Below are 21,714 nucleotides of genomic sequence, written 5' to 3' on the forward strand. Positions count from 1 at the left end.
CATGGCTTGGAATTTTTATTTAAAATACTTAATTTATTTTAAACATCAAGTTAAATTTCTTGTCCGGAATCCCACGCGCTTGTCGCCGCTTCGTCGGAAAAGATTCTCTTTATGTTGTCTTTCATTTTTACCGCTCCCAGCGTGTCTGCGGTGCTGGATGGTCTGGTCGGCTGCGCCTGGCTGGTCTTATGGAGGGTGCGCCGTGCCGAGCGGCATGCGCTGCTGCTCGGCACGGGCTCGTTACTATTGGCCGTGCTCGGCGGTTTGAGCATGCCGGTGGCGCCACACTGGCTCGAACTCGCACGCCGGGTCGCCGCCACTTTTCTCGTCGGCAGCAGCCTGGCAGCACTCTGGCTGGCTTGCCCCGCACTGCTCGGACGCACGGTGCGCGCCGCCATCTGGCCGGCGTGGGCGGTGGCGGCCCTGCTGCCCATACCCATCGTGAACCTGCTTGGTGGCGAGGCCGCCGTCACGCGTGCGATCCTGCTGATGCTGGGCCTGGGCTTTTTGCTGGCAGGAGGCTTGCTTTGGCGCCATCGACGCGACAGCCGTGCCGCGGGAGCGGTGTTCGCCCTGCGCGGCGTGTTGCTGTGCGCTTTCGGCTGCGGCACCGGTGACGTGTCCAGGCTTGATCTGCTGTATCTGCTGGACCTGCCGCTGCAGATCGGACTCTTGTCCATCCTGATCGGGTCGACGATAGCCGCCTTGTCCTTGCGCCTGTTGATGGCCAGCCGGCAGATCGAAGCGATGTTCGCCCACTCCTTGCAAGGCGTGCTGATCCATCGCGAAATGCATGTCCTGTATGCGAACCGCGCCTTTCTACAGATGTTCGGCTTTGAGGACCTCGCGCATTTTCATGCGAACGGCGGTCTGGCGGCATTGTCGGACAGCGCCGCGCCCATCGACTGGATGCGCCCGGGCAAGGATGGCTCAAGCTGGAGCGGATTCCTGAACGGCACCGATAACCTGCGCGTGCCGGTGCGGGCGCTGGCCACCTCGATTTCATGGGGGGGAACGCGCGCCTCGCAATGGGTGCTGGACAACGAAACCGAGCGGCTGCGAGTCGAAGAGCGTGCCGAGAAAAGCCTGCTGCGGGACCCGCTCACCGGCCTGTCCAACCGCAAGGGCTTCACCCTGCGCCTGGACGAGCTCGAGCAGGAGGCAACGCTGATTCTGATCGACATCCTGCGCTTCAAGGCGATCAACGATGTCTACGGCCATTCCGGAGCCGATATGTTGCTGGCTTCGCTCGGGCAACGCCTGTGCCGCCTGGCGGGCGGGCGCGCAGACATTGCCCGGCTGCACGGCAATACCTTCGCCATGTTGCTGCGGCATGGCGAAGGCAGGAGCCGCCAGCGCTTCCTCGATCGGCTGGCGGCGGCTTGCCGCGCGCCGTTCATCATCGCGACGCATACGGTCAACATCGATGCCGCCATCGCCTGCGCGCACTATCCTTCCGACGCCGCGACCCCCGATATTCTGCTGTTGCACGCCGAACTAGCCCTGTTCGCGGCCAAGGACCAGGGCGGCGGCCCCTGCCTGCAGTTCGATGCCGAGCGTCACAAGACCCATCGACGCGAGTTTTCTCTCGAACATGCGATGCGTCGCGGTTTGAGCCAGGACGAGTTTTTCGTCGTCTATCAGCCGCAAGTGGCGGCCGACAGTCGCGATATCGTTGCGGCCGAAGCGCTGGTTCGATGGCGGCGCGAAGGCGGGGAGGTCGTGTCGCCTGGCGAATTCATCCCTGTGGCGGAACAGACCGGCTTGGTGGTGCCGCTGGGGCTGGTGGTGCTGGAGAAAGTCTGCCGGCAGCTGCGGGACTGGCTAGAGGCCGGGCTGCAGGCGCCGCGCATCGCGGTCAATATTTCGGTGGTGCAGATTCTGCAGCCCGGTTTCGTTGAAACCGTGCGCGAGCGTGTCGCGCGTTTTTCCGTGCCGCCGGCGCTGATCGAATTCGAGGTGACCGAGACGGCAAACACCGACCTCATCGAAGATATGAGCGGGCAGTTGGCGCGGCTGGTCGAAGACGGGCATAAAATCGCGATCGACGATTTTGGCACCGGCTATTCATCGTTGAAGTACCTGATGGCGCTGCCCATTTCGTCGATCAAGCTCGACCAGGCCTTTGTCCAGGCGCTGATGTCGCCCGATGCGGTCGCGATCGCGCGCGCGGTGCTGACGATGGGGCACAGCCTCGGCCACACCATGATCGCCGAAGGGGTGGAAACCGAGCAGCAAGCCGGTTTCCTGCGCGGGCTCGGCTACGACATCATGCAGGGTTTTCTCTACTATCGGCCGCAGAGCGGGGAAGAGCTGCAGCGGCGGCTGCCATGGTGGACGACCCGCGATCAGTCGTCGGATGCATCCTGACCCGTTTTCATTTCCAGCAAGGTCAGGTAGAGCCTGAGATCGAACTCGAGCTGGAAGTAGTCGGGTTCCATGTGCCGGCACAGCAGATAGAAGGCGCGATCGTGTTCCTTTTCCTTCAGGTGGGCGAGTTCGTGGACGACGATCATGCGCAGGAAGGCTGCGGGGGCTTTCTTGAAGAGCGAGGCGATGCGGATTTCGTTGCGGCTCTTCAAGCGCGAACCGTGCGGCCGGCTGATGCTGCTGTTCAGCCCCAGCGCGTGCTGAACCTGATTGATGCGGCTATCGAAGACGACGAGCGACAAGGGCGGCGCTTTTCTCAGGTAGCGGTTTTTCAGCTGCAGCGCGTAAGCGTACAGGGCGCGATCATCGCCGACCTCGTGGTATTCGTCGTAGCGGCGCTGCAACAGCGCGTTCAGACGCCCGGACGCGATCCATTGCTGCGCCTGCTCCTGTAACTGCTCGGGGTAACCGGTTAGATATTTTAAATGCATCTCTAGTCTTACAAAGGAATTTCACGCCGTGCTCTACGCATTTTCTGCTGCCTACAGCGTATTATCGGGTAGCTTATGCCACGTTGCGGCACCCGCTGCAAAGCTGTAGCATTTTACCGATTCCGTTCTGGATTGTGGCACAGATGGTCGATCCCGCCAAAGCTCCACCCGCCTCCGTCGAGGCCTTTATCGCGCAAGTGCGCGAACGCTTTACCGAGCTCAGCCCGCAGCTGCAGGCGGGCGCAGCCTATCTGCTCGATTTTCCGGACGAAGTGGCGATTTATTCGATGCGCAAGGTCGCCGAGCGCGCGACGGTGCAGCCGGCTTCTCTGGTCCGGCTGTCTCAGGTTTTCGGTTTTCCCGGCTGGAACGAGCTGCGCAGCCTGTTTGTCGCGCGTATGCGCACGGTCCCCGAAATCTACGCCGCCAAGGCCGAGACGCTGATCGACCGTGCCGATACCGAGACCTTGATGCACGAGATGTTTCGCGCGCAGCGCCAGAACCTGCAAGCCACCGAGGCGCTCAGCGTAGCGGGGCTGGCCAATGCGGCCCGGTTGCTGCACGACGCTCGCCATGTCCATATCGCGGGTTTTCGCGGCAGTTTTCCCGTGGCCTTCATGTTGCACTACCTGTATCGCCAGTTCCGTTCGAGCGTCAGCCTGGTGTCGGCGACCGGGGGGACGCTGGAAGTCGAGTTGCGCGCGCTCGATCCTGACGACGCCGTGCTGGCCGTCAGTTTCGCACCGTACTCCAGCGAGGCGACCCAACTTGCGAGCGCAGCGCGTCAAGCCGGCTGCCGCTTGATTGCGATCGCCGACAGTTCCGCCTCCTCCATCGGTTTGGGCGCCGATCAGACCTTGCTGTTCACCGGCAGCAGTCCTTCCATTTTTCCGTCCATCGCGGCCGGCGTCGGCGTCGCCGAAGCCTTGCTCGCCCAGTTACTGACCCTGGATCAGGGCGAAGGCGCGCGCCGAATCGCCCGTAACGAGGCCCGCTTGCGCAGTCCCGATCCCGCGCATTGAGCGGGCGGCATCGGCTGCCGTTCCTGCTCTCTCCCCGGAGTGTCTATCCAAAAGTTGTACGATATCAGTGCCGCATATGCACCGTATTGGTGCATATGCGCGTCGAAATGTCTGTTCCCGACTGCTTTCTGCGACCTTGTGTTGTAATATTTCCTCATTTTCTGCAACGTTTGTATCTTTTTGTACAATAACCGGATCATTTGATTTATAAAATAGGTCTTTCGTTCCGAGCGTCAGCCGGGACGATTCCTACAATTCTAAAGACAGGAGATCACCTATGCTGGGTAAGCTTTTGCGCTGTTCGCTGTTGACCAGTCTGATGCTGGCCGCTTCCGTGAGTTTTGCCGCCGGCAAGGAACTGGCCGTCGGCGTCGACACCTCGTTCATGCCGTTCGAATTCAAGCAGGGCGAAGCCTTTGTCGGGTTCGACATCGATCTGTGGGCGGAAATCGCCAAGGACCTGAAGCTGCCGTACAAGATTCACCCGATGGATTTCAACGGTCTGATTCCGGCGCTGCAGACCGGCAATCTGGATGTCGTCATCTCCGGCATGAGCATCAAGGACGAGCGCAAGAAAGTCATCGACTTCTCCGATCCCTACTACGATAGCGGTCTGGCTGTCATGGTTCGCAAGGACGACAAGTCCATCCATGCGATCAAGGATCTGAACGGCAAGGTCATCGCCGCCAAGACCGGCACCGTTGCCATCGACTGGATCAAGAAAAGCCTGAAGCCGCAGGAAGTGCGTCAGTTCCCCAATGTCGATCAGGCTTATATGGAACTGGAAGCCGGTCGCGTGGATGCTGCGATTCACGATGCTCCGAATGTGCTCTATTTCGCCAACACCGCCGGCAAGGGCAAGGTCAAGGCCGTGGTGACCATGGCTGGCGACGACCGCTACGGCATCGGCTTCCCCAAGGGCAGCCCGCTGGTGGCCAAGGTCAACGCCGATCTGAAGAAGATCAAGAGCGACGGTCGCTATACCCGGATCTACAAGAAGTGGTTCGGTACCGTTCCGCCCAAGGATTGATCCTGCGCCGGAAACGGCCACCGTGCATTTCGGTGGCATGAATCACATGGAGTCGCCGACGGCGGCGCGGCAGCTTCGCGCCGCCGCCGCGATTCGTTTCAGGAGGTCATGAGTGGATTTCGATTGGTCGGTTGTCATCAGTGCCTTGCCCGATTTGCTCCAGGGCGCCCGCTTGACGGTTTTCATCGCGGCGCTGGGTTTGCTGGGCGGCTTTATCGTGGGTTTCATCGCCGGTGTGTGCCGTGCGTACGGTCCCCCGGTGCTCAATGTTCTGGCTCAGGTTTACATCGAATTGATCCGCGGCACCCCTATCGTGGTGCAGGTCATGTTCGTCTATTTTGCCTTGCCCATGCTCGCCAATGTGCGTATCGACGGGCTGACTGCGGCGGTCTTCGCGATCACGATCAACTCGGGAGCGTATCTGGCCGAGGTGGTGCGCGGCGCTTTCCTGTCCATTCCAAAGGGGCTGACCGAAGCGGGGCTGGCCATGGGGCTGCCCATGCCGCGCGTGCTGCTGAAGATCATCGGCCCGCTGGCTTTCCGCCGTCTGATCCCGCCCCTCGGCAATCAGTGCATCGTCAGTCTGAAAGATACTTCGCTGTTCATCGTGATCGGTGTCGGCGAACTGACACGCAAGGGCCAGGAGATCATCGCGGGTAATTTCCGTGCCGTGGAGATCTGGTCGGCAGTTGCGATTTTCTACCTGGTGATGACCGGGTGCATGACGGTGGTATTGCGTTTGATTGAGAAGAGGATGCGTATCCTATGAGCATGGTCGAGTTTCGCGATGTGACAAAAAGTTTTGGCGCCTTGCCTGTGCTCAAGGGCATCAATCTGAAAATAGACAGCGGAGAAGTCGTGGTTGTGGTGGGGCCTTCCGGCTCCGGCAAGTCGACGATGCTGCGCTGTATCAATGCGCTGGAAAAAATCACCTCGGGCGAGTTGGTGGTCGATGGCCTGAGCGTGAAGGGCAAGCCGGCCGACATTCATCGCATTCGACTGGAAGCCGGCATGGTGTTTCAGCAGTTCAATCTGTTTCCGCAGATGACGGCGCTCGAAAACGTCATGTTCGGTCCGCGCGAAGTCCGCGATGCGAGCGTGGCCGAAGCGCGCACGCTCGCGCTGGAGCTGCTGGACAAAGTTGGACTGGCCGACCGCGCCAACCACTACCCGTCCGAGCTGTCGGGCGGCCAGCAGCAGCGCGTCGCCATCGCACGCGCACTGGCGATCCGCCCGAAGCTGATGTTGTTCGATGAGCCGACGTCGGCGCTGGACCCGGAGCTGCGGCACGAAGTGCTCAAAGTGATGCAGGACCTGGCGCAGGAGGGCATGACGATGATCGTCGTTACCCACGAGATCGGTTTTGCCCGCCATGTCGGCACACGCCTGGTGTTCATGGATCAGGGCGTGATCGCCGAAGACGGCAAGCCGGCGGAGTTGATCGATAACCCGCCGACCCCGCGTTTGCAGGACTTCCTCAAGCACGTCGCCTGAGCCCTTCCGGGGCTTTGCGTGCACATGCGTCGAACAGCGGCGCCGGCATGATGCCCGGCGCCGCTTTTGCATGCTCACAGCCAGAGGGAAAGGCAGCCCCCGACGCAAGCGGCCGCCAGCCACAGGACGATCGTGCCATTGACCAGCCCCAGTGCGCGGCGGATATCGTGCCCGTCCGGCGCGCGTCCCTGACCCAGCAGCGGGCGGGCTTTCCACTTGCCGTGATAATAGGCGGGCCCGCCGAGCTCCAGCGCGAGCGCGCCGGCACCGGCAGCCATGACCGGCCCTGCATTCGGGCTGTACCAGGTCGGCGCCTGTGTGCGCCAGCAGCGCCAGCCGCGGCGGAAATCACCGAGCAGGCAGTAGCTGATGGCCGTCAGCCGTGCCGGCACATAGTTGAGCACATCGTCGAGCCGGGCCGCCGCCCAGCCGAAATGAAGGAAGCGTTCGTTGCGATAACCCCACATCGCATCCAGCGTGTTGGCCAGCCGGTAGAGCACGACGCCGGGCGCGCCGGCAACGATATACCAGAACAGCGCGGCGAAGACGGCGTCGCTGCCGTTCTCCAGCACCGACTCTATGGTTGCGCGTGCAACGTCGCTGTGATGCATGCGCCGGGTGTCGCGGCTGACGATCATGGCGACACGGTCGCGTGCCCGGAGCAGGTCCTTGCCGACGAGTGCGTCGCCGACCGCGAGCGCGTGTTGATTCAGGCTGCGTGGCGCTATGCACAGATAGAGCAGCAGCACGTTGACGACCGGGGCGATGAGCGGCTGGCGCGCGAGCACGCCGGCGAGCACGGTCGGAGGCAGCAACAGGACAAGCCAGCCGAGCAGGCCGGCCGCGCGCGTCGATCGCGGCGAGCGCGGGCGGCGGCGCAAACGCGCTTCGACCCGGGTGGCGAGACGACCGAAACCGACCAGCGGATGCCAACGCCGGGGCTCGCCGCATACCCGGTCCAGCAGCACGGCGCCCAGCAGGGTGAAAAAAAGAAGCATCGCAGGCGCATTCGCAAGGGTGAAGCCGCATTATAAACCCCGTCGCGTCCCTGTTGCGACGGGAGCCGCCAATGTGACTACGCCGATTGGACTATTGAGCATGCCACCGGCAGTGCCTAAGCTGGTGCCCTTGCTCCGCACGCCGGATCGAAGCGCCCATTTCTTTTCTGAGGACCCCCCGTGAACAAGCCCAAACTGGTGCTGATCGGCAATGGCATGGCCGGCATCCGGACGCTGGAAGAGTTGCTGGCCCTGGCCCCCGACCACTATGAGATCACCGTCTTCGGCGCCGAGCCCCATCCCAACTACAACCGCATCATGCTGTCGCCCGTGCTCGCCGGTGAGCTGGCCTTCGACAGCATCGTTCTCAATGATCTGAGCTGGTACCAGCGGCATGGCATCGACCTGCACATCGGCCGCCGTATCGTCGCCATCGATCGCGAGCGGTGCACGGTCACGGCCGACGATGGCAGCATGGTCTCCTACGATCGCCTGCTGATTGCCACCGGCTCGCGTCCGGTGATGTTGCCCTTGCCTGGCAAGGATCTGGCCGGCGTTCTCGCGTACCGGGATATCGCCGATACCGAACAGATGATCGCGGCGGCGGCCTGCTGTCGTCGCGCCATCGTCATCGGCGGCGGTCTGCTCGGGCTGGAAGCGGCTTACGGACTCAAGCAGCGTGGAATGGAGGTGGACGTGATCCATCTCGGCCCGTGGCTGCTGGAACGCCAACTCGACCGGCAAGCGGCGCAGCTGTTGCAGACCTCGCTCGAGGCGCGCGGCATCCGCTTCCATATCGGGCGCCAGACCCAGGAACTGGTCGACGACGGCCGTGGCCGCGTCGGAGCGGTGCGTTTGCGCGATGGCGATAGCGTGCCCGCCGAACTGGTCGTGATGGCGGTCGGCATCCGTCCCGAGGTCGAACTGGCCGAGGCGGCCGGCTTGCAGTGCAATAACGGTATCGTGGTCAGCGACAGCCTGCAGACGTTCGATGCGCGCATCTACGCTGTCGGCGAGTGCGTGAACCACCGCGGCGTCGGCTATGGCCTGGTTGCGCCCTTGTTCGAGATGGCGAAGGTTGCCGCCAAGCACCTGGCCGGCATCGGCGGCGCGAGCTACCCGGGTTCGCAGTTGGCGACCCGGCTCAAGGTCAGCGGCATCGATCTGTTTTCGGCCGGCGACTACCAGGGGGGCGACGACTGCGAAGAAGTGATCCTGTCCGATGCCGGCGCCGGCGTTTACAAGAAGCTGGTGCTGCGTGCCGACAAACTCGTCGGCGTGTGTCTGTACGGCGATACCGGCGACGGCGCCTGGTACTTCAAACTGATGCGCGAGGAGAGGACGCTCAGTGACCTGCGCGAACGGCTGATCTTCGGTGAGACCAGCCTCGGCGATGGCGGACATCAGGGCCAGAACCGGGGTGCGGCGATGGCCGACAGCGACGAAGTCTGCGGTTGCAACGGCGTGTGCAAGGGCACCATCGTCAAAGCGATCAAGGAAAAAGGGCTGTTCTGCGTCGATGACGTCAAAAAACACACCAAGGCCGCGAGTTCCTGTGGCTCATGCACCGGGCTGGTCGAGCAGATCCTGAGCGCGACCCTGGGCAGCGATTTCCAGCAGGCCCCCAAGCGCAAGGCAATGTGCGGCTGTACCGATCTGTCGCATGCCGAAGTGCGGGCGGCGATTCGCGACCGCCATCTGCTCGATATTCCGGCCACGATGCGCGAGTTGCAGTGGCGCAGTGGCGACGGGTGTTCGAGCTGTCGGCCCGCACTCAACTACTATCTGATTTCCACCTGGCCGCATGAGGCCAGGGACGACCCGCAATCGCGCTTTATCAACGAGCGCGCGCACGCCAATATTCAGAAAGATGGCCGCTTCTCGGTCATCCCCCAGATGAAGGGGGGCGTCACGACGCCGGCCGAGCTGCGCCGTATCGCCGATGTGGCCGACAAATACCGGGTGGAACAGGTCAAGGTCACAGGCGGGCAGCGCATCGACCTCTTGGGCGTGAACAAGGAAGACTTGCCCGCGATATGGAGCGAGCTGGGGATGAACTCCGGGCACGGCTACGGAAAGTCCCTGCGCACGGTCAAGACCTGCGTCGGCTCGCGCTTCTGCCGCTTCGGCACGCAGGACAGTACCGGCATGGGCATCGCGCTGGAGACGATGCTGGCTACGATGTGGAGTCCGCACAAGGTCAAACTGGCGGTTTCGGGGTGCCCGCGCAATTGCGCCGAGGCCGGGATCAAGGATGTCGGCGTCGTCGCGGTCGACTCGGGGTGGGAGATCTATGTCGGCGGGAATGGCGGCATCAAAACCGAGGTCGCCCAGTTTCTGGTCAAGGTGAAGACCGGGGACGAGGTTCTGCTGTATAGCGCCGCTTTCCTGCAGCTGTACCGCGAAGAGGCATTCTATCTCGAACGTACCGTCCACTTCATCGAGCGTGTCGGACTCGACTATATCAAGGCGCAGGTCGTCGACGACGCCGAACAGCGCGACGCGCTGGCGCGGCGCCTGCATTTTGCGCTCGATGGCGTGCCGGACCCGTGGCGCGCCCGGGTCGACGATGCGGCTCTGCGCCAGGAGTTCACGCCGCTGCCCGTCGGCCGGCACCGTACACAGGAGACGTTATGATGCACTGGCAAGCGATTTGCCGTCTGGATGAAATTCCCCTGCGCGGCTCACGCGTGGTCAAACGCGAGGGCGAAGTCGATATCGCCGTGTTCCGCTGTGCGGATGACAGGGTATTCGCTCTTGCCGATCGCTGTCCGCACAAGGGCGGGCCGCTGTCACAGGGCATCGTGAGCGGGCACAAGGTGAGCTGTCCGCTGCACGGCATGCAATTAGGGTTGGAAGAGGGGAGGGCGCTCGAGCCGGACGAAGGCTGCGTCGGACGCTTCCCGGTCCGGGTCGTGGATGGCCGGGTCGAACTGGATACCACCCCGATCGCGCCATGATGCGCGGGCGGGGTGGGCTTGCTCCCGCGCCGGTTCGTGTCGTCAGGTCGCGAAAGACGTGATCCGGGCCCGCGCATGGCCTCGTCCCGCATTGTTGCGCTCTGCTCGGCGCGCTCGCCCCGGCCTCATTCCGGGCGGGGTGACATTTGCCGGGCACCATGGCCTGGCTGCGCTCTGATCGTCAGCCTGGCGACCGGCGCCGTGATGCATGCCGTATACTCTAGTGGAGATCGATAGAGGAGGGCGAGCATGCGTACCGTGACGTTGCCGGGGGGCGAGCGGGTTCCCGCACTGGGCATGGGGAGCTGGTCGATGGGGGAAATCCCCGCACATCGACGCGATGAAATCGCGACCGTACGGCTTGGCGTCGAACTGGGCACGACGCTGATCGATACTGCCGAGATGTATGGCGAGGGTCTGACTGAACAGTTTTTGGGCGAGGCCCTGTCCGGCCTGCGCGAGCGGGTGTTCCTGGTCAGCAAGGTCTACCCGCACAATGCGAGCCGCCGCGGCGTGCAGCATGCATGCGAGCAGAGCCTGCGTCGCCTTCGCACCGACCGGCTCGACCTCTACCTGCTGCATTGGCGCGGGCGTGAACCGCTGGCCGAAACCATCGCCGGCTTCGAAGACTTGCGCGCTGCCGGCAAGATCCGCTACTGGGGCGTCAGCAACTTCGATACCGACGATATGGAAGAATTGTTTGCCTTGCCGGGTGGAGACCGCTGCGCGGTCAATCAGGTGCTGTACAACCTGACCCGGCGCGGCCCCGAGTTCGACCTGCTGCCGTGGATGCGTGCGCACGATGTTCCGCTGATGGCCTATAGCCCGATCGAACAGGGGCGGGTCGCAAACGGCGGCGCGATCGCCGCGATCGCCGCGCAACGCGGTGTCAGCCACTGGCAGGTGGCACTGGCCTGGGTCCTGCGCCGGCCGGACGCCATCGCCATCCCGCAGACATCGAAGATCGCGCATCTGCGCTTGAATTACGAGGCCGGGAGCCTTGTCCTGTCCGACGAGGAACTGGCGCAGCTCGATAGCCAGTTCGCGCCTCCCGCGCGCAAGCGCGCGCTGGAGATGATCTGATGCTCAGCCTGCAATCTCGTCCATGAGCCAGGATAGGAACGCGCGGGCGCGCGGCTGCTCTATCCTGTCTTTGCGCGCGACCAGATAGTAGGCGAGTCCGGGGTCGTAGACGGCGTCGAACGGCGCCGTCAGCTCGCCGCTGTCCAGCAGCGGCCGCGCCAGTTGATAGCGCCCCATTGCGACCCCGAGTCCCGCGCGGGCGGCGATGATCGCCGCGTCGTAATGCGTGAAACTATACTCGCGGCAGTGTTCAGGGCTGCCCAGGCCCGCCGCCGCGCACCAACTGCGCCATTCCCACCGGTAATCGTTCTGTTCTATCGATTCCACATCATGCAGCAGCAGACAGTCGAACAAGGCCTCCGGCGCATCGCACAGCCCCATATGCCGTGCATAGTCGGGGCTGCACACCGGCAGCAATACCTCATCGAGCAGAGGCGTGACGGACAGGCCCGGATAATGGCCGTCGCCATAATCGATCCAGACATCGCTCGGGTACAGGTTGAAATCGACGCGGCTGCCCTTGGAGCGCAACTGCAGGCTCAGATCCGGATAGCGCCGGTTGAACGACGGCAGGCGAGGCGCGAGCCAGTGCTGGGCAAAGGTCGGGGTGCAGCCCACGCCTAGGGTGCCGCGCAGGGCATTGAAACGGATATCCTCGATCTCGTCGCCGATGGCGGCGAGGTTCCGGTTCAATAGCAGAAACAGGCGTTCGCCTTCCGCCGTCAATTCGATGCGCCGCGTCTGGCGGGTAAACAGCACGAAGCCGAGGCGCGTTTCCAGCGTACGCACGCGGTGCGAGAGCGCGCTTTGCGTGAGGTGCATCTCCTCGGCGGCCAGCTTGAAACTCAGGCAGCGTGCGACACGCTCGAAAAAATACAGGCTGGTGAAATCGGAGAATGCCATGGTGTGGGCTATGGATGAAATTTACTCAACCATAGCCCTGCTCTGTGCGTTTGTTCAATGCCTATCGTCAGGACTAGGCTGTTTACGTGAACAAAACTCAGTCATAAACCAGGAGCGATAATGAAAACCTACCACCTGACCATCATCGGCGGCGGCTCGACCTATACCCCCGGCATCGTCAAATCGATACTCGACGCGCATGACGTCCTGCCTCTGCGCAAGCTGGTGCTGCTCGACTGCGACGCCGAGCGCGTCGCTCGCATGGGCGGTTTCGTCCGGCTGCTGCTGGCCGCTCATGCCCCCGAGGTGGAAGTGGTCGTGACCACGGATCGCGAGCAGGCGTTCAGCGGCATGGACTTTCTGTTCGCCCAGATCCGCTCCGGCGGTCTGCCGATGCGGGCGCTGGACGAGCAGATTCCATTGCGTCACGGCGTCGTCGGACAGGAGACCTGCGGCCCCGGCGGTTTTGCCTTCGCCCTGCGCTCGATTCCCGACATGATCGAGATCGGACGCGATCTGCGCCGCTACGCGCCTGATGCCTGGGTGCTCAACTACTCGAATCCGGCAGCCATCCTGGCCGAGCTGTGGCGGCGCGAATTTCCGGATCTGAAGTGTCTGTTCATCTGCGATATGCCCATCGTGATCGAGCGCCTGCTGGCGATGACGCTGGGCGTGGAACATGCCGATCTCGCTTTCGACTATGTCGGACTCAATCACTTCGGGTGGTGGCGCCATATCTGGGCGCGCGACGGCCGCGATGTGTTGCCGGGGCTGCGCGCGCGCCTGCTCGGCGGCGAAAAGCTCAAGCTGTTCGAGGACGAGCATGTCAATGCCGACTGGATTCCAACCTTCGAGCGTTTGAGCAAGACACTGGGATATTTTCCAGAATTCATTCCCAACACGTATCTGCAGTATTACTTCTTCGGCGAAGAGATGGTGGCGGAGAGCCGCCCGGACTACACCCGCGCGAACCGGGTCATGGATACGCGCGAGAAAACGGTATTTGCCGAGTGCGACCGCTGTGTCGCGGCCGGCTCGGTCGCCGACAGCGATCTCGCCCGCGGCGTGCATGGCGATTTCATCGTCGACCATGTCCGGGCGCTGCTGGGCGGCGCGCCGTTGCGCACGACGGTCAATGTCCCCAATCGCGGCGCGGTCAAGGGCGTGCCCGATGAGGCTATCGTCGAAGTCCACGGCCTGGTCTCCACGCACGGCGTCGAAGCGTTTGCCGTCGGCGAGGTGCCGCACTTTCAGCGCGCACTGATGGTCCAGCAGAACGCTTACGAGCAACTGACAGTCGAAGCCGCGCTGGAAAACTCTTACTCCAAGGCCTTGCAGGCGCTGACGCTGAACCGGACCGTGCCATCGGCCGATGTCGCCCGCGCTATCCTCGATGACCTCATCGTCGCCAACCAGGGGCGCTGGCCGGTGCTGGAGCGCGACATCGCCGGCTAGGGGCGTGCGGCGTCGAGGCGGACGTCCGTCCGCGCCGACGGCGGAGCGCCTTCTTGCAGCAGTCTGCCGACGGCCTGCGCCGACAGGGCGGGGTGCGTGTTGTCGTCGCAGGTCAAGGTCAGCGCCGCGCAGCCGAGGGCGAAACGCGTGGTCTCGACGAAAGGCAGCCCTTGCAGCCAGCCGTAGGCGAGTCCGGCCATCAGCGCGTCGCCGGCCCCGGTGGTGTTGGCGATCGTGACCTGCGGCGGTGTCATCCAGCCGGCATCCGCGCCGTTGCTGTAGTAGAGGCCGTATTCGCCCAGGCTCAATACCACGTGCGCGACGCCGGCGCGGTGGAACCACGCGGCGACGGGAGCGGCGTCCTCGCGCGAGCCGAACGGCAGCCCCGACAGCTGGCTCGCTTCCGCACGGTTGGGCTTGAGCGTGTGTACGCGCGCCAGCCACGGGCGGATGCGGTCGGCCAGAAGGGCATCAATGGTATCGACAAAGAGCGGGCGATCGCCGTAGTGCTCGCACAGGTAGGCTAGCGTCGCTGCGGGGAGCACGGTATTGACTACGATCAGGGCGGCATCTTGCAACAGTGCGCTGTGCTCCTGTAGGCGCTCGGGGGTGATCTGGCTGACGATGGATACGTCGCCGACGGTGCAGAAAATTTCGCCATCACCGTCATAAACGAGCAGGCAGTTCGCGGTGGGGGTCGCGGTGATGATCCGCGATGGGGAAAGGTCGACCCCCGTCAGAAGGGTGACTGCCATCAATTCGCGACCGTCGGCATCATCGCCGAAGACGCTGACAAGGCGGGTGTCGCAGCCGAGGCGGGCCAGATTCTCCGCCACATTACGGGCGCAGCCGCCGGGCTTGGTGCGTATCGAGCCGGGGTGGGGCATGCGTGAACGCATCGCTACGTCAGGTGTGCCCGTGATGTCCAGATTCGCATCGCCAATAACGACGGCATAACGATTCGCGCGGCTTTCGGTCGTACCCATAACAGTTGTCATCGTTTGGTTATCTAAAATTGGAGACTTTGATCAAGCTAAGAAACAGCGGCCAGGCCGTCAAGGCAGAGTGGAACGGCTGACCCCACCCGATCCGCGTAAGCTGGCGGCGGCGCTTGCGCTGCCCTAGCCTTTCTTGGCCGAAGACAGGGATAGCGCATGGGGCGCCCCGTTCGGTGCTGTGTCCAACGCATTCGCATAGGGTCGGATCGACGATGATGAACAAACCGAGCGGCGCCGCAGGCGTCCTGTTGGCGATACTGCTGGCGGCACCCGTCAGTGCACGAGAGTTTCTGCCGGCTTTGGTGTACGGGGGAAATAAATACGACAAGGGCTTCAACGAGATGGCGTTTGTCGGGGCGGAGCGCTTCAAGAAAGACTTCGCGGCACGCTATCTGGAAGTCCAGACCACCAATGACACGCAGAAGGAGCAGAGTCTACGGGCGATGGCGCGACGGGCCGACATGGTAATCGCCGTCGGGGTCTCTTTCACCCCGGCGGTGGAAATCGTGGCGCGCGAGTTTCCGCGCACTCGCTTTGTCATGATCGATGCGGCGGCACGCGGGGCTAATGTAGCAAGTGTCCTGTTCCGCGAGCAGGAAGGGGCATTTCTGGTCGGCATGGCCGCCGCCATGAAGAGCCGTAGCGGTAGCGTTGGGTTTATCGGCGGCATGGGATTGCCGCTGATCCGCTCCTTCGCTTGCGGTTATGTCCAGGGTGCTCGCTTTGTAGACGGAAAAATCAGAGTAATACAGAACATGGCGTGGGACACCCAGATCGGGTTCAGCGACCCTGCCCGAGGTGCCGAGCTGGCGCGCAGTCAGTTTGACCGCGGTGCCGATGTTATTTTTTCGGCGGCCAACCTCACTACGCTCGGGGTCCTGCAGCAGGCGAGGGATTCGGGCAAGTTAGCCATTGGCGTCGACAGCAATCAGAACGGCTTGTATCCGGGAACCGTGCTGACCTCGATGGTCAAGCGGGTGGACAACGCGGTCTATGCGGCGATGAAATCGGGTAAAGAGAAAGGGTGGAAGGCGGGGGCGACTTCATTCGGTTTGAAAGAAGGCGGCGTCGACTGGGCTCTCGACGCGCATAACCGCGCGCTGATCACCCCGGAGATGGAGGCGCGTATCAATGCCGCGCGCGACGGGATCGTCGCGGGTCGGCTCAAGGTCGTCGACTATCGCAGCCGCAATGCCTGTCCGGTGAGCTGATCGGCGCAGCGCCGCCGTTTGATATCCGGCAGCCCTCTTGCCGCGCCCGGCATTTATAATGCAGCTCTTGATCGCGCCCGACCGGGCGCGGAGCTTGTCATCATGAGGTGCCGCGTGCTGACCCTGCCCATGCCGGACGGAATCCGTTACAAGACCGTTTCGGTCGAGTTGCTGCCCTTGTTCATGCGCCGGGCTCTTGGCGCAGGGATGAGCGAAGCCGATTTTCTCAGCCTGACCGGCATCACCGCCGCCGACCTGTACAACGGCGACGGTCGCCTGTCGGGCGACAAACACCTGCGCATCCTGAATTTGTGCGAACGTCTGCCGCTGGATATCGACGATTTTCCCCTCGCCCTCGATGCGCTGTATGCCAATTTTCCCGCGCTGACCGCGCTATGGTCGAACTGCGCCACGCCGCGGCAGGGCGTGAACGCCTATGTGGAAAACCGCTGCCTGCTTGGCGAAGTCGATTTCGTGCGCCTGACGCAGGGGCCGGGCCGGATCGTGCTCGACTATGTCAACGAAGCCGGACTCGGGCGCTCGTCCGCCAGTGCGTTCGGTAATTTCAACATCGTGCGTCTGATTCTGCGCCATCTGCTCGATGGCGCCGCCGCCGATATTCAGCTGGATCTCCAGGGCGGGCTCGGCATCGCGGTATCGGAGCTGGAGGAGCGTTTCGGCGTCGGCATCCGCTTCGGGCAGCCGCATAACCGACTGCTCTGTGTATCCGATGCGCTGGATGCGCCTTACCGCAGACACAATCCGCTGGCCGAACGCTATTTTCGCGAATGTCTGTCCGAAGCGCGGGGGCAGTTGGCCGCGCGGCGCAGCTTCATGCAGCAGGTGGAGGCGGTGCTGGAGACGCGCATGCGCGCCACGCCGAACGGCGGCGACTGTGCGCGCGCGCTGGCGGATGTATGCGAGCATTTCGCCATGTCGCGCTGGACCCTGCTGCGGCGGCTGAAAGAGGAAGATTGCACCTTCGTGTCGCTGTGGACACGGGTGCGGGCAGCGGAGGCCAAGCGTCTGCTGCTGGAAACCGACTATGCGATCGTCGATATCAGCGACCGGCTCGGTTTTCTGTCGCAAAGCTCGCTGTCGCGGTTTTTCCGCGCGCAGTGGGGCGAGTCGCCCCAGCGCTTCCGGGCTCTGCACGGTCGCTGAGCTGCGCTGTGGTCGCTAACCCGCAAGCTCTTCTATCAGCAGCCGCCAGGCCGAGCGCTCGCCCATGAATGCCGTCCTGCCGTGCAACCAGCGGAGATTGTCGATCAGATACCCTTCGTGCGACGCGATCCGCAGGTTCAGGGCGCTGGTGCGTATGGTTTCCTGAAAGCGGGGCAGGACGGCAGCCAGATCGGGGGCCAGGTATACCATCTTGTCCAGCTTGAAGCGGATGGAAAACCGGCCGCCGGCCAAGCTGAAAATGCTGCTCTCGACAAAGTCCCCGTCGTCGGATTTATAGACGATGGCCCCGGGTCGGCAGAGCGTGGACATGATATCGGGGCAATGGACCGCCACGTCGGCATACAGCGCCTCTCCATCGACAAAGAGCGACGTGCCGCCTATCCGGGACTGACGCTCTACCCAGATGGCCAGCATGCGCGGAGGGTGGGCGAGCGCGCAACGGTCGGTGTGCGGCTCCAGCGCGGTCTGCTCGGGGTCGAAGTGATAGCGGGCCATGATGCTCCGGTCGGGGCGTATATGCGACAGGCCGGGTCGGTCCTCGTCCTGCCGATGGTACACGCTCCCCATCTGGCCAAGTTGTCCGATGAATTCGGCGGGGCTTGCGATGCCCTGGAGCAGGACGAGACCCCGTTGCTCGAAAGTGTCGCGCAAGCGGGAGAGTCCTTGTGCGGGGTGCCAACAGGCGAACTGCGGGTCGGTTCGGTCCACGGGGATATCCTTTCTCTGTTATCGAAAGAGGGGGGCTTTCATTGATACGGGAATCGGAACCGGGTCGCCATGGGGCAGCAGTAGAAGCAGAGAGTCCCTGCCGGAGATTCAGAAAAGGCTGCAGGATCGGTGTTGCCGGGGGAGGCGGGAGAGGTGCGGGCGGCCAGCCGCCGCCCGCGCAAGGCTTACAGCATCGAACCCGTGAGGCGGGTTTCGGTCAGCAGCGGTTCCACCGCGCGCGAGGAGCCGCCGACTTCGAAACCGTAGCGACCGGCCGGCAATTGCCACTGATGCGTGTGGACATTCCAGATCGCCAGCCGCTGCGGCGCGATATCGATATCGATGCGTTGCGCCAGGCCGGCCGCCAGTTCCACTTTCTTCCAGCCCACCAGCCGCTTGGGCGGTTCGCCGGCGGAGGCGGGCAGGGCGGCATAAACCTGAGCGACTTCGGCGCCGGCACGATCACCCGTGTTCTTGAGCGTGAACGACACCGTCACCCTGCCCTGGGCGTCGGTATGGCTCTTGATGCCGGAGTAGGCGAAGCGGGTGTAGGACAGACCGTAGCCAAAGGCGAACAGCGGTTCGATTTTCCGGGCGTCGTACCAGCGATAGCCCATTTGCAGGCCTTCCTTGTATACCACGTCGAGCGAGGTGGTCGAAATCTGCTTCTGCGGCAGGTCGGTCTCGGCCTTGGGGAAGGTCAGCGGCAACTTGCCCGAGGGATTGACGTCGCCGAACAGCACCCGGGCCAGCGCCGGTCCGCCTTCCATGCCCGGGTACCAGGCATCGAGGACGGCGGATACCTGAGTCAGCCACGGCATGGTGACAGCACTACCGTTTTCCAATACCACGATCGTGCGTTTGCTCTTGGCGGCGACCGCCCGGATCAGGGCTTCCTGGTCATAGGACTGATTGGCGGGGTCGGTTTTGGCGTTCGGCAGCGCGAGCGAGGGCAGGTCCATGTCTTCGCTCGTCCATTGCGTCGCGAATACGATGGCGACATCGGCTTTGGCGGCGGCGTTCGCGGCGGCGGCGGCATCGTGGCCGTCAACGTAGCTGATGTTCGCCTTGGGGGCACGGGCTTTGAACGCGGCCAGCGGCGACGAAGTGAAGTAGGTGGCGCAGCCGGTCATCATATGCATGTCGCCGATGCTGGACTTGGGCTCGAGGCAGGCGACCGGGTTGTTCGCTGACGGTGCGGCTCCACTCGACTGGACGCCGGAGCCGCCGGAGCCGCCGCCAGCCATTACGCCCACGTCGGCATGCCCGCCGATCAAGACGATAGTCTGGGCCGCGCCCGGGTCGAGCGGCAACGCGGCCTGATGGTTCTTCAGCAGAACCATCGATTGTTCGGCGACCTTCTGCGCGAGCGCGCGGGCGGCGCTGACGTCGATCGTGCCGCCGGCCTTGGGCGGGTTGGCCACGATGCCGAATTTGACCAGGGTGCGCAGCTTGCGCGCCACCATATCGTCGAGACGGCTCATCGGTACCTGGCCGCTTTGTACCGCCGCTTTCAACCATTGGTTGAAATGGCTGTGTACACCGTAGATGACGGCATTATCGTCGGACGAGCCCGGTTCTTCCTCGTCGAGTCCGGCCATCACCGCCGGCACCGTGTCATTGACCGCGGCGATCCAGTCGGACTGGACGGTCCCCTTGAAGCCCCACTCGTTTTTCAGCGTATCGGTCAGCAGATAGGGATTCTGGCAGGCCTTGATGCCGTTCAGCAGATTGTAGGAACACATCACATTGCCGACGCCGCCGTCCTTGACCGCGATTTCGAACGGTAGAAGCGACAGTTCGCGCAGGGTGCGTTCATCGATGATGGAGTTGGACGTGAAGCGTTTGGTCTCCTGATCGTTGGCGGCGAAGTGCTTGACCGTGGCGATCACATTCTGTTCCTGCGTGCCGCGCGTGCGTGCGGCCGACAGCAGGCCGGCCAGCACCGGATCCTCGCCCATATACTCGAAGGTGCGGCCATTGCGCGGCTCGCGCGCCAGATCGATGCCGCCGCCCAACCCTTCGCCGAAGCCGAGAGCGCGCAGTTCCAGAGCAATCTGTCTGCCGTAGGCGTGCGCGAGTTCGGGGTTCCAGCTCGCGGCCAGCGCCAGCGGGGCCGGGAACTGCGTTGCCTTGCTGTCCGGTACGTTCAGGCCGCCCACGCCACCGGCGGAGTCGGCGCTGGCCAGGGCCGGAATGCCGAGGCGGGGGATGCCCGGGATATAACTGGCGCCTCCGACCGGGGAAACCCCCATGCCGGCACCGTGCACGAGCTGGATTTTTTCGTCCAGCGTCATCTGCCTGACCCAGGTCGCGGCTTGCGCATCGGCTGCGGCGTCGGTCGCGAACGGCGCCGCGTGAGCGCTGCCGAAGCCGATTGAGAGCAATGCGAGGGTGAGCAGGGATAAACGAGCGTAGTGCATGCGCAACTCCTTTTATATGTCTTGTGATGTGTCATGTCTTAATGCTATCGCTGCTGGATCGAACAGGCGTCAGCAGTATCGACAGGACTGTAGCGCGCTCGGCGAGGTCAGCCTTGACTGTCGGTGGCATGCTTTGCCTGGCGGGTGCGCGTAGTGTGGAAAAAGGCAGGGTCAGCGCGGTTGGGCGGGCTGTATGGCGGCAAGGTGCTGCTTGACCCAGTCGCCGAAGCGGGGGGCGTCCATCGGTCGTGCAATATGGTAGCCCTGGCCCATGCTGCAGCCGCGCATTCCCATGAATTCGAGGTCGGCAACCGTTTCTATTCCTTCGGCCACCGTCGACAGTTGCATGCGCTGTGCGAGCTCGATGATGCTGTTGAGAATGACTTCGAGGTGGGGCTTCTCGCAGACCGAGGTGACCAGCGATTGGTCGATTTTCAATTCGGTGAACGGGAATCGCGTGAGCTGCTGCAAGGTGGCGAAGCCGGTGCCGAAATCATCGATGGATAGGCCGAAACCGGACAGCCGCAGGCGGGCGGCGATGCCTATCGCTTCGGCCAGATTGTCGGCCACTGCCGTTTCCGTGATTTCGAAGATGGTGTAACGCGCGGGGACACGGCTCGCGCGCAGCCGTGCTTCGATCTCGGGCACCAGGGTGTCGCCCTTGAGCGACAGCGCCGACAGATTGACCGACAGCGGAATCCGGATGCCGTGCCGTGCCCATTCCTGCCATTGCTTCAGGCCCTGTTCCAGCATCAGCAGCGTCAGCTCGGTCACCCAGCCGCAGGCCTCCATGACCGGAATGAAGCGGGACGGCGGGATGATGCCCTTGTCGGGATGGTTCCAGCGCGCCAGCATCTCCGCTCCCTTGAGCCGGCCGTTGTCCAGGGTCACCTTGGGCTGGTAGTAGGGAATGATCTGACCGCTGTCCAGCGCCAGGCGGATCTCGGTGTCCGAGCACAGGTCTTCCGCTTGAGCGCTCAGTGCATCGTGTCCCCAACGCCGGCGCAGCAGATCGACCAGGTCCTGCTTGCGCAGCGGTTTTTTCAGGCCGCCGAGAATGGGGAGGCCCAGTTCGCGCCCCATCTGCTCGACCGCCGAAATCAGCATATAGTCCTTGCCCGAGGTGACGATCACGGGTACGCGCAGATTGTCCCGCGCCATATGCTGCAGGACTTGCACGCCGTCGAGGCGCGGCATTTCCAGATCGAGCAGCAGCAGCTCGGGCAGTCGTTCGCGCATGCGCTCCAGTCCGGCTTGCCCATCGCGCGCCTCGCGGACCTCGCTCGCGCCGAGTTCGAGGCACAGCGAGGCGGCCAGCTGGCTGTGCAGCAGGCTGTCTTCGACGATCAGAATGTCTGCGATCGCAAACGGGGGCATGTCGGT

Annotated in this window: 18 protein-coding genes; 11 read left to right on the forward strand and 7 right to left on the reverse strand. The window is 63.3% G+C overall.

Annotation, left to right across the window (positions count from 1 at the left end; all coding sequences use genetic code 11):
- Nucleotides 1–111: 111 nt before the first annotated feature.
- The gene (locus G520_RS23765) at nucleotides 112–2,370 is read left to right on the forward strand and encodes a putative bifunctional diguanylate cyclase/phosphodiesterase (protein WP_051228788.1); all 2,259 of its coding nucleotides are present in this window, start codon (nucleotides 112–114) and stop codon (nucleotides 2,368–2,370) included.
- On the opposite strand, the gene G520_RS0101115 is transcribed toward G520_RS23765, so the two are convergent.
- Complete coding sequence (locus G520_RS0101115) at nucleotides 2,349–2,861, reverse strand: M48 family metallopeptidase (protein ID WP_028534063.1); 513 nt, start codon at nucleotides 2,859–2,861, stop codon at nucleotides 2,349–2,351. The genes G520_RS23765 and G520_RS0101115 overlap by 22 nt on opposite strands.
- A 143-nt stretch (nucleotides 2,862–3,004) precedes the next feature.
- Here G520_RS0101115 and G520_RS0101120 point away from each other — a divergent pair, with 143 nt between their 5' ends.
- The 4 genes from G520_RS0101120 (at nucleotide 3,005) to glnQ (ending at nucleotide 6,407) form a co-directional block, all read left to right on the forward strand.
- The gene (locus G520_RS0101120; RefSeq protein WP_051228790.1) at nucleotides 3,005–3,883 is read left to right on the forward strand and encodes a MurR/RpiR family transcriptional regulator; all 879 of its coding nucleotides are present in this window, start codon (nucleotides 3,005–3,007) and stop codon (nucleotides 3,881–3,883) included.
- 277 nt (nucleotides 3,884–4,160) lie between these two features.
- Nucleotides 4,161–4,913, forward strand: coding sequence for a glutamine ABC transporter substrate-binding protein GlnH (gene glnH / locus G520_RS0101125; RefSeq protein ID WP_036664942.1), 753 nt, complete (start codon nucleotides 4,161–4,163; stop codon nucleotides 4,911–4,913).
- A 112-nt stretch (nucleotides 4,914–5,025) separates the two neighbouring features.
- Nucleotides 5,026–5,682, forward strand: coding sequence for a glutamine ABC transporter permease GlnP (gene glnP, locus G520_RS0101130; protein ID WP_028534066.1), 657 nt, complete (start codon nucleotides 5,026–5,028; stop codon nucleotides 5,680–5,682).
- 2 nt (nucleotides 5,683–5,684) lie between these two features.
- Complete coding sequence (glnQ, locus tag G520_RS0101135) at nucleotides 5,685–6,407, forward strand: glutamine ABC transporter ATP-binding protein GlnQ (RefSeq protein WP_156876839.1); 723 nt, start codon at nucleotides 5,685–5,687, stop codon at nucleotides 6,405–6,407.
- 74 nt (nucleotides 6,408–6,481) lie between these two features.
- On the opposite strand, the gene cbiB is transcribed toward glnQ, so the two are convergent.
- A complete protein-coding gene (gene cbiB / locus G520_RS0101140) occupies nucleotides 6,482–7,405 on the reverse strand; it encodes an adenosylcobinamide-phosphate synthase CbiB (RefSeq protein WP_028534068.1) in 924 nt (307 codons plus the stop codon).
- Nucleotides 7,406–7,585: 180 nt separating this feature from the next.
- Here cbiB and nirB point away from each other — a divergent pair, with 180 nt between their 5' ends.
- From nirB to G520_RS0101155, 3 genes are all read left to right on the forward strand, one after another.
- Nucleotides 7,586–10,042: a nitrite reductase large subunit NirB gene (gene nirB / locus G520_RS0101145; RefSeq protein ID WP_028534069.1), complete on the forward strand. Its 2,457-nt coding sequence runs from the start codon at nucleotides 7,586–7,588 to the stop codon at nucleotides 10,040–10,042.
- Nucleotides 10,039–10,365, forward strand: a complete 327-nt coding sequence (gene nirD, locus G520_RS0101150; protein WP_028534070.1) for a nitrite reductase small subunit NirD — start codon at nucleotides 10,039–10,041, stop codon at nucleotides 10,363–10,365. Before nirB ends, nirD begins: the two co-directional genes overlap by 4 nt.
- A 249-nt stretch (nucleotides 10,366–10,614) precedes the next feature.
- Nucleotides 10,615–11,448: an aldo/keto reductase gene (locus G520_RS0101155; RefSeq protein WP_028534071.1), complete on the forward strand. Its 834-nt coding sequence runs from the start codon at nucleotides 10,615–10,617 to the stop codon at nucleotides 11,446–11,448.
- Between the two features lie 3 nt (nucleotides 11,449–11,451).
- Here G520_RS0101155 and G520_RS0101160 read toward each other — a convergent pair whose 3' ends face one another.
- The gene (locus tag G520_RS0101160) at nucleotides 11,452–12,351 is read right to left on the reverse strand and encodes a LysR substrate-binding domain-containing protein (RefSeq protein ID WP_028534072.1); all 900 of its coding nucleotides are present in this window, start codon (nucleotides 12,349–12,351) and stop codon (nucleotides 11,452–11,454) included.
- 120 nt (nucleotides 12,352–12,471) lie between these two features.
- On the opposite strand from G520_RS0101160, the gene G520_RS0101165 reads away from it, so the two are divergent.
- Nucleotides 12,472–13,806, forward strand: coding sequence for a family 4 glycosyl hydrolase (locus G520_RS0101165; RefSeq protein WP_028534073.1), 1,335 nt, complete (start codon nucleotides 12,472–12,474; stop codon nucleotides 13,804–13,806).
- Here G520_RS0101165 and G520_RS21030 read toward each other — a convergent pair.
- On the reverse strand, nucleotides 13,803–14,792 hold the full coding sequence (locus tag G520_RS21030) for a PfkB family carbohydrate kinase (protein WP_051228792.1): 990 nt from the start codon (nucleotides 14,790–14,792) through the stop codon (nucleotides 13,803–13,805). The genes G520_RS0101165 and G520_RS21030 overlap by 4 nt on opposite strands.
- 224 nt (nucleotides 14,793–15,016) lie before the next feature.
- Here G520_RS21030 and G520_RS0101175 point away from each other — a divergent pair, with 224 nt between their 5' ends.
- Together G520_RS0101175 and G520_RS21035 are read left to right on the forward strand one after the other, a co-directional pair.
- The gene (locus G520_RS0101175; RefSeq protein WP_246542743.1) at nucleotides 15,017–16,015 is read left to right on the forward strand and encodes a BMP family lipoprotein; all 999 of its coding nucleotides are present in this window, start codon (nucleotides 15,017–15,019) and stop codon (nucleotides 16,013–16,015) included.
- A 102-nt stretch (nucleotides 16,016–16,117) separates the two neighbouring features.
- Nucleotides 16,118–17,179, forward strand: coding sequence for a helix-turn-helix transcriptional regulator (locus G520_RS21035; RefSeq protein ID WP_084637396.1), 1,062 nt, complete (start codon nucleotides 16,118–16,120; stop codon nucleotides 17,177–17,179).
- A 15-nt stretch (nucleotides 17,180–17,194) separates the two neighbouring features.
- Here G520_RS21035 and G520_RS0101185 read toward each other — a convergent pair whose 3' ends face one another.
- From G520_RS0101185 to G520_RS0101195, 3 genes are all read right to left on the reverse strand, one after another.
- Entirely contained in the window at nucleotides 17,195–17,908 is a 714-nt protein-coding gene (locus tag G520_RS0101185; RefSeq protein WP_028534075.1) for a TauD/TfdA family dioxygenase, read from the reverse strand.
- Nucleotides 17,909–18,093: 185 nt separating this feature from the next.
- On the reverse strand, nucleotides 18,094–20,331 hold the full coding sequence (locus G520_RS0101190; RefSeq protein ID WP_028534076.1) for a beta-glucosidase family protein: 2,238 nt from the start codon (nucleotides 20,329–20,331) through the stop codon (nucleotides 18,094–18,096).
- Nucleotides 20,332–20,502: 171 nt separating this feature from the next.
- Nucleotides 20,503–21,708, reverse strand: a complete 1,206-nt coding sequence (locus tag G520_RS0101195; RefSeq protein ID WP_028534077.1) for an EAL domain-containing response regulator — start codon at nucleotides 21,706–21,708, stop codon at nucleotides 20,503–20,505.
- Nucleotides 21,709–21,714 lie beyond the last annotated feature (6 nt).

The organism is Paludibacterium yongneupense DSM 18731 (assembly GCF_000422925.1).
Classification (GTDB): domain Bacteria; phylum Pseudomonadota; class Gammaproteobacteria; order Burkholderiales; family Chromobacteriaceae; genus Paludibacterium; species Paludibacterium yongneupense.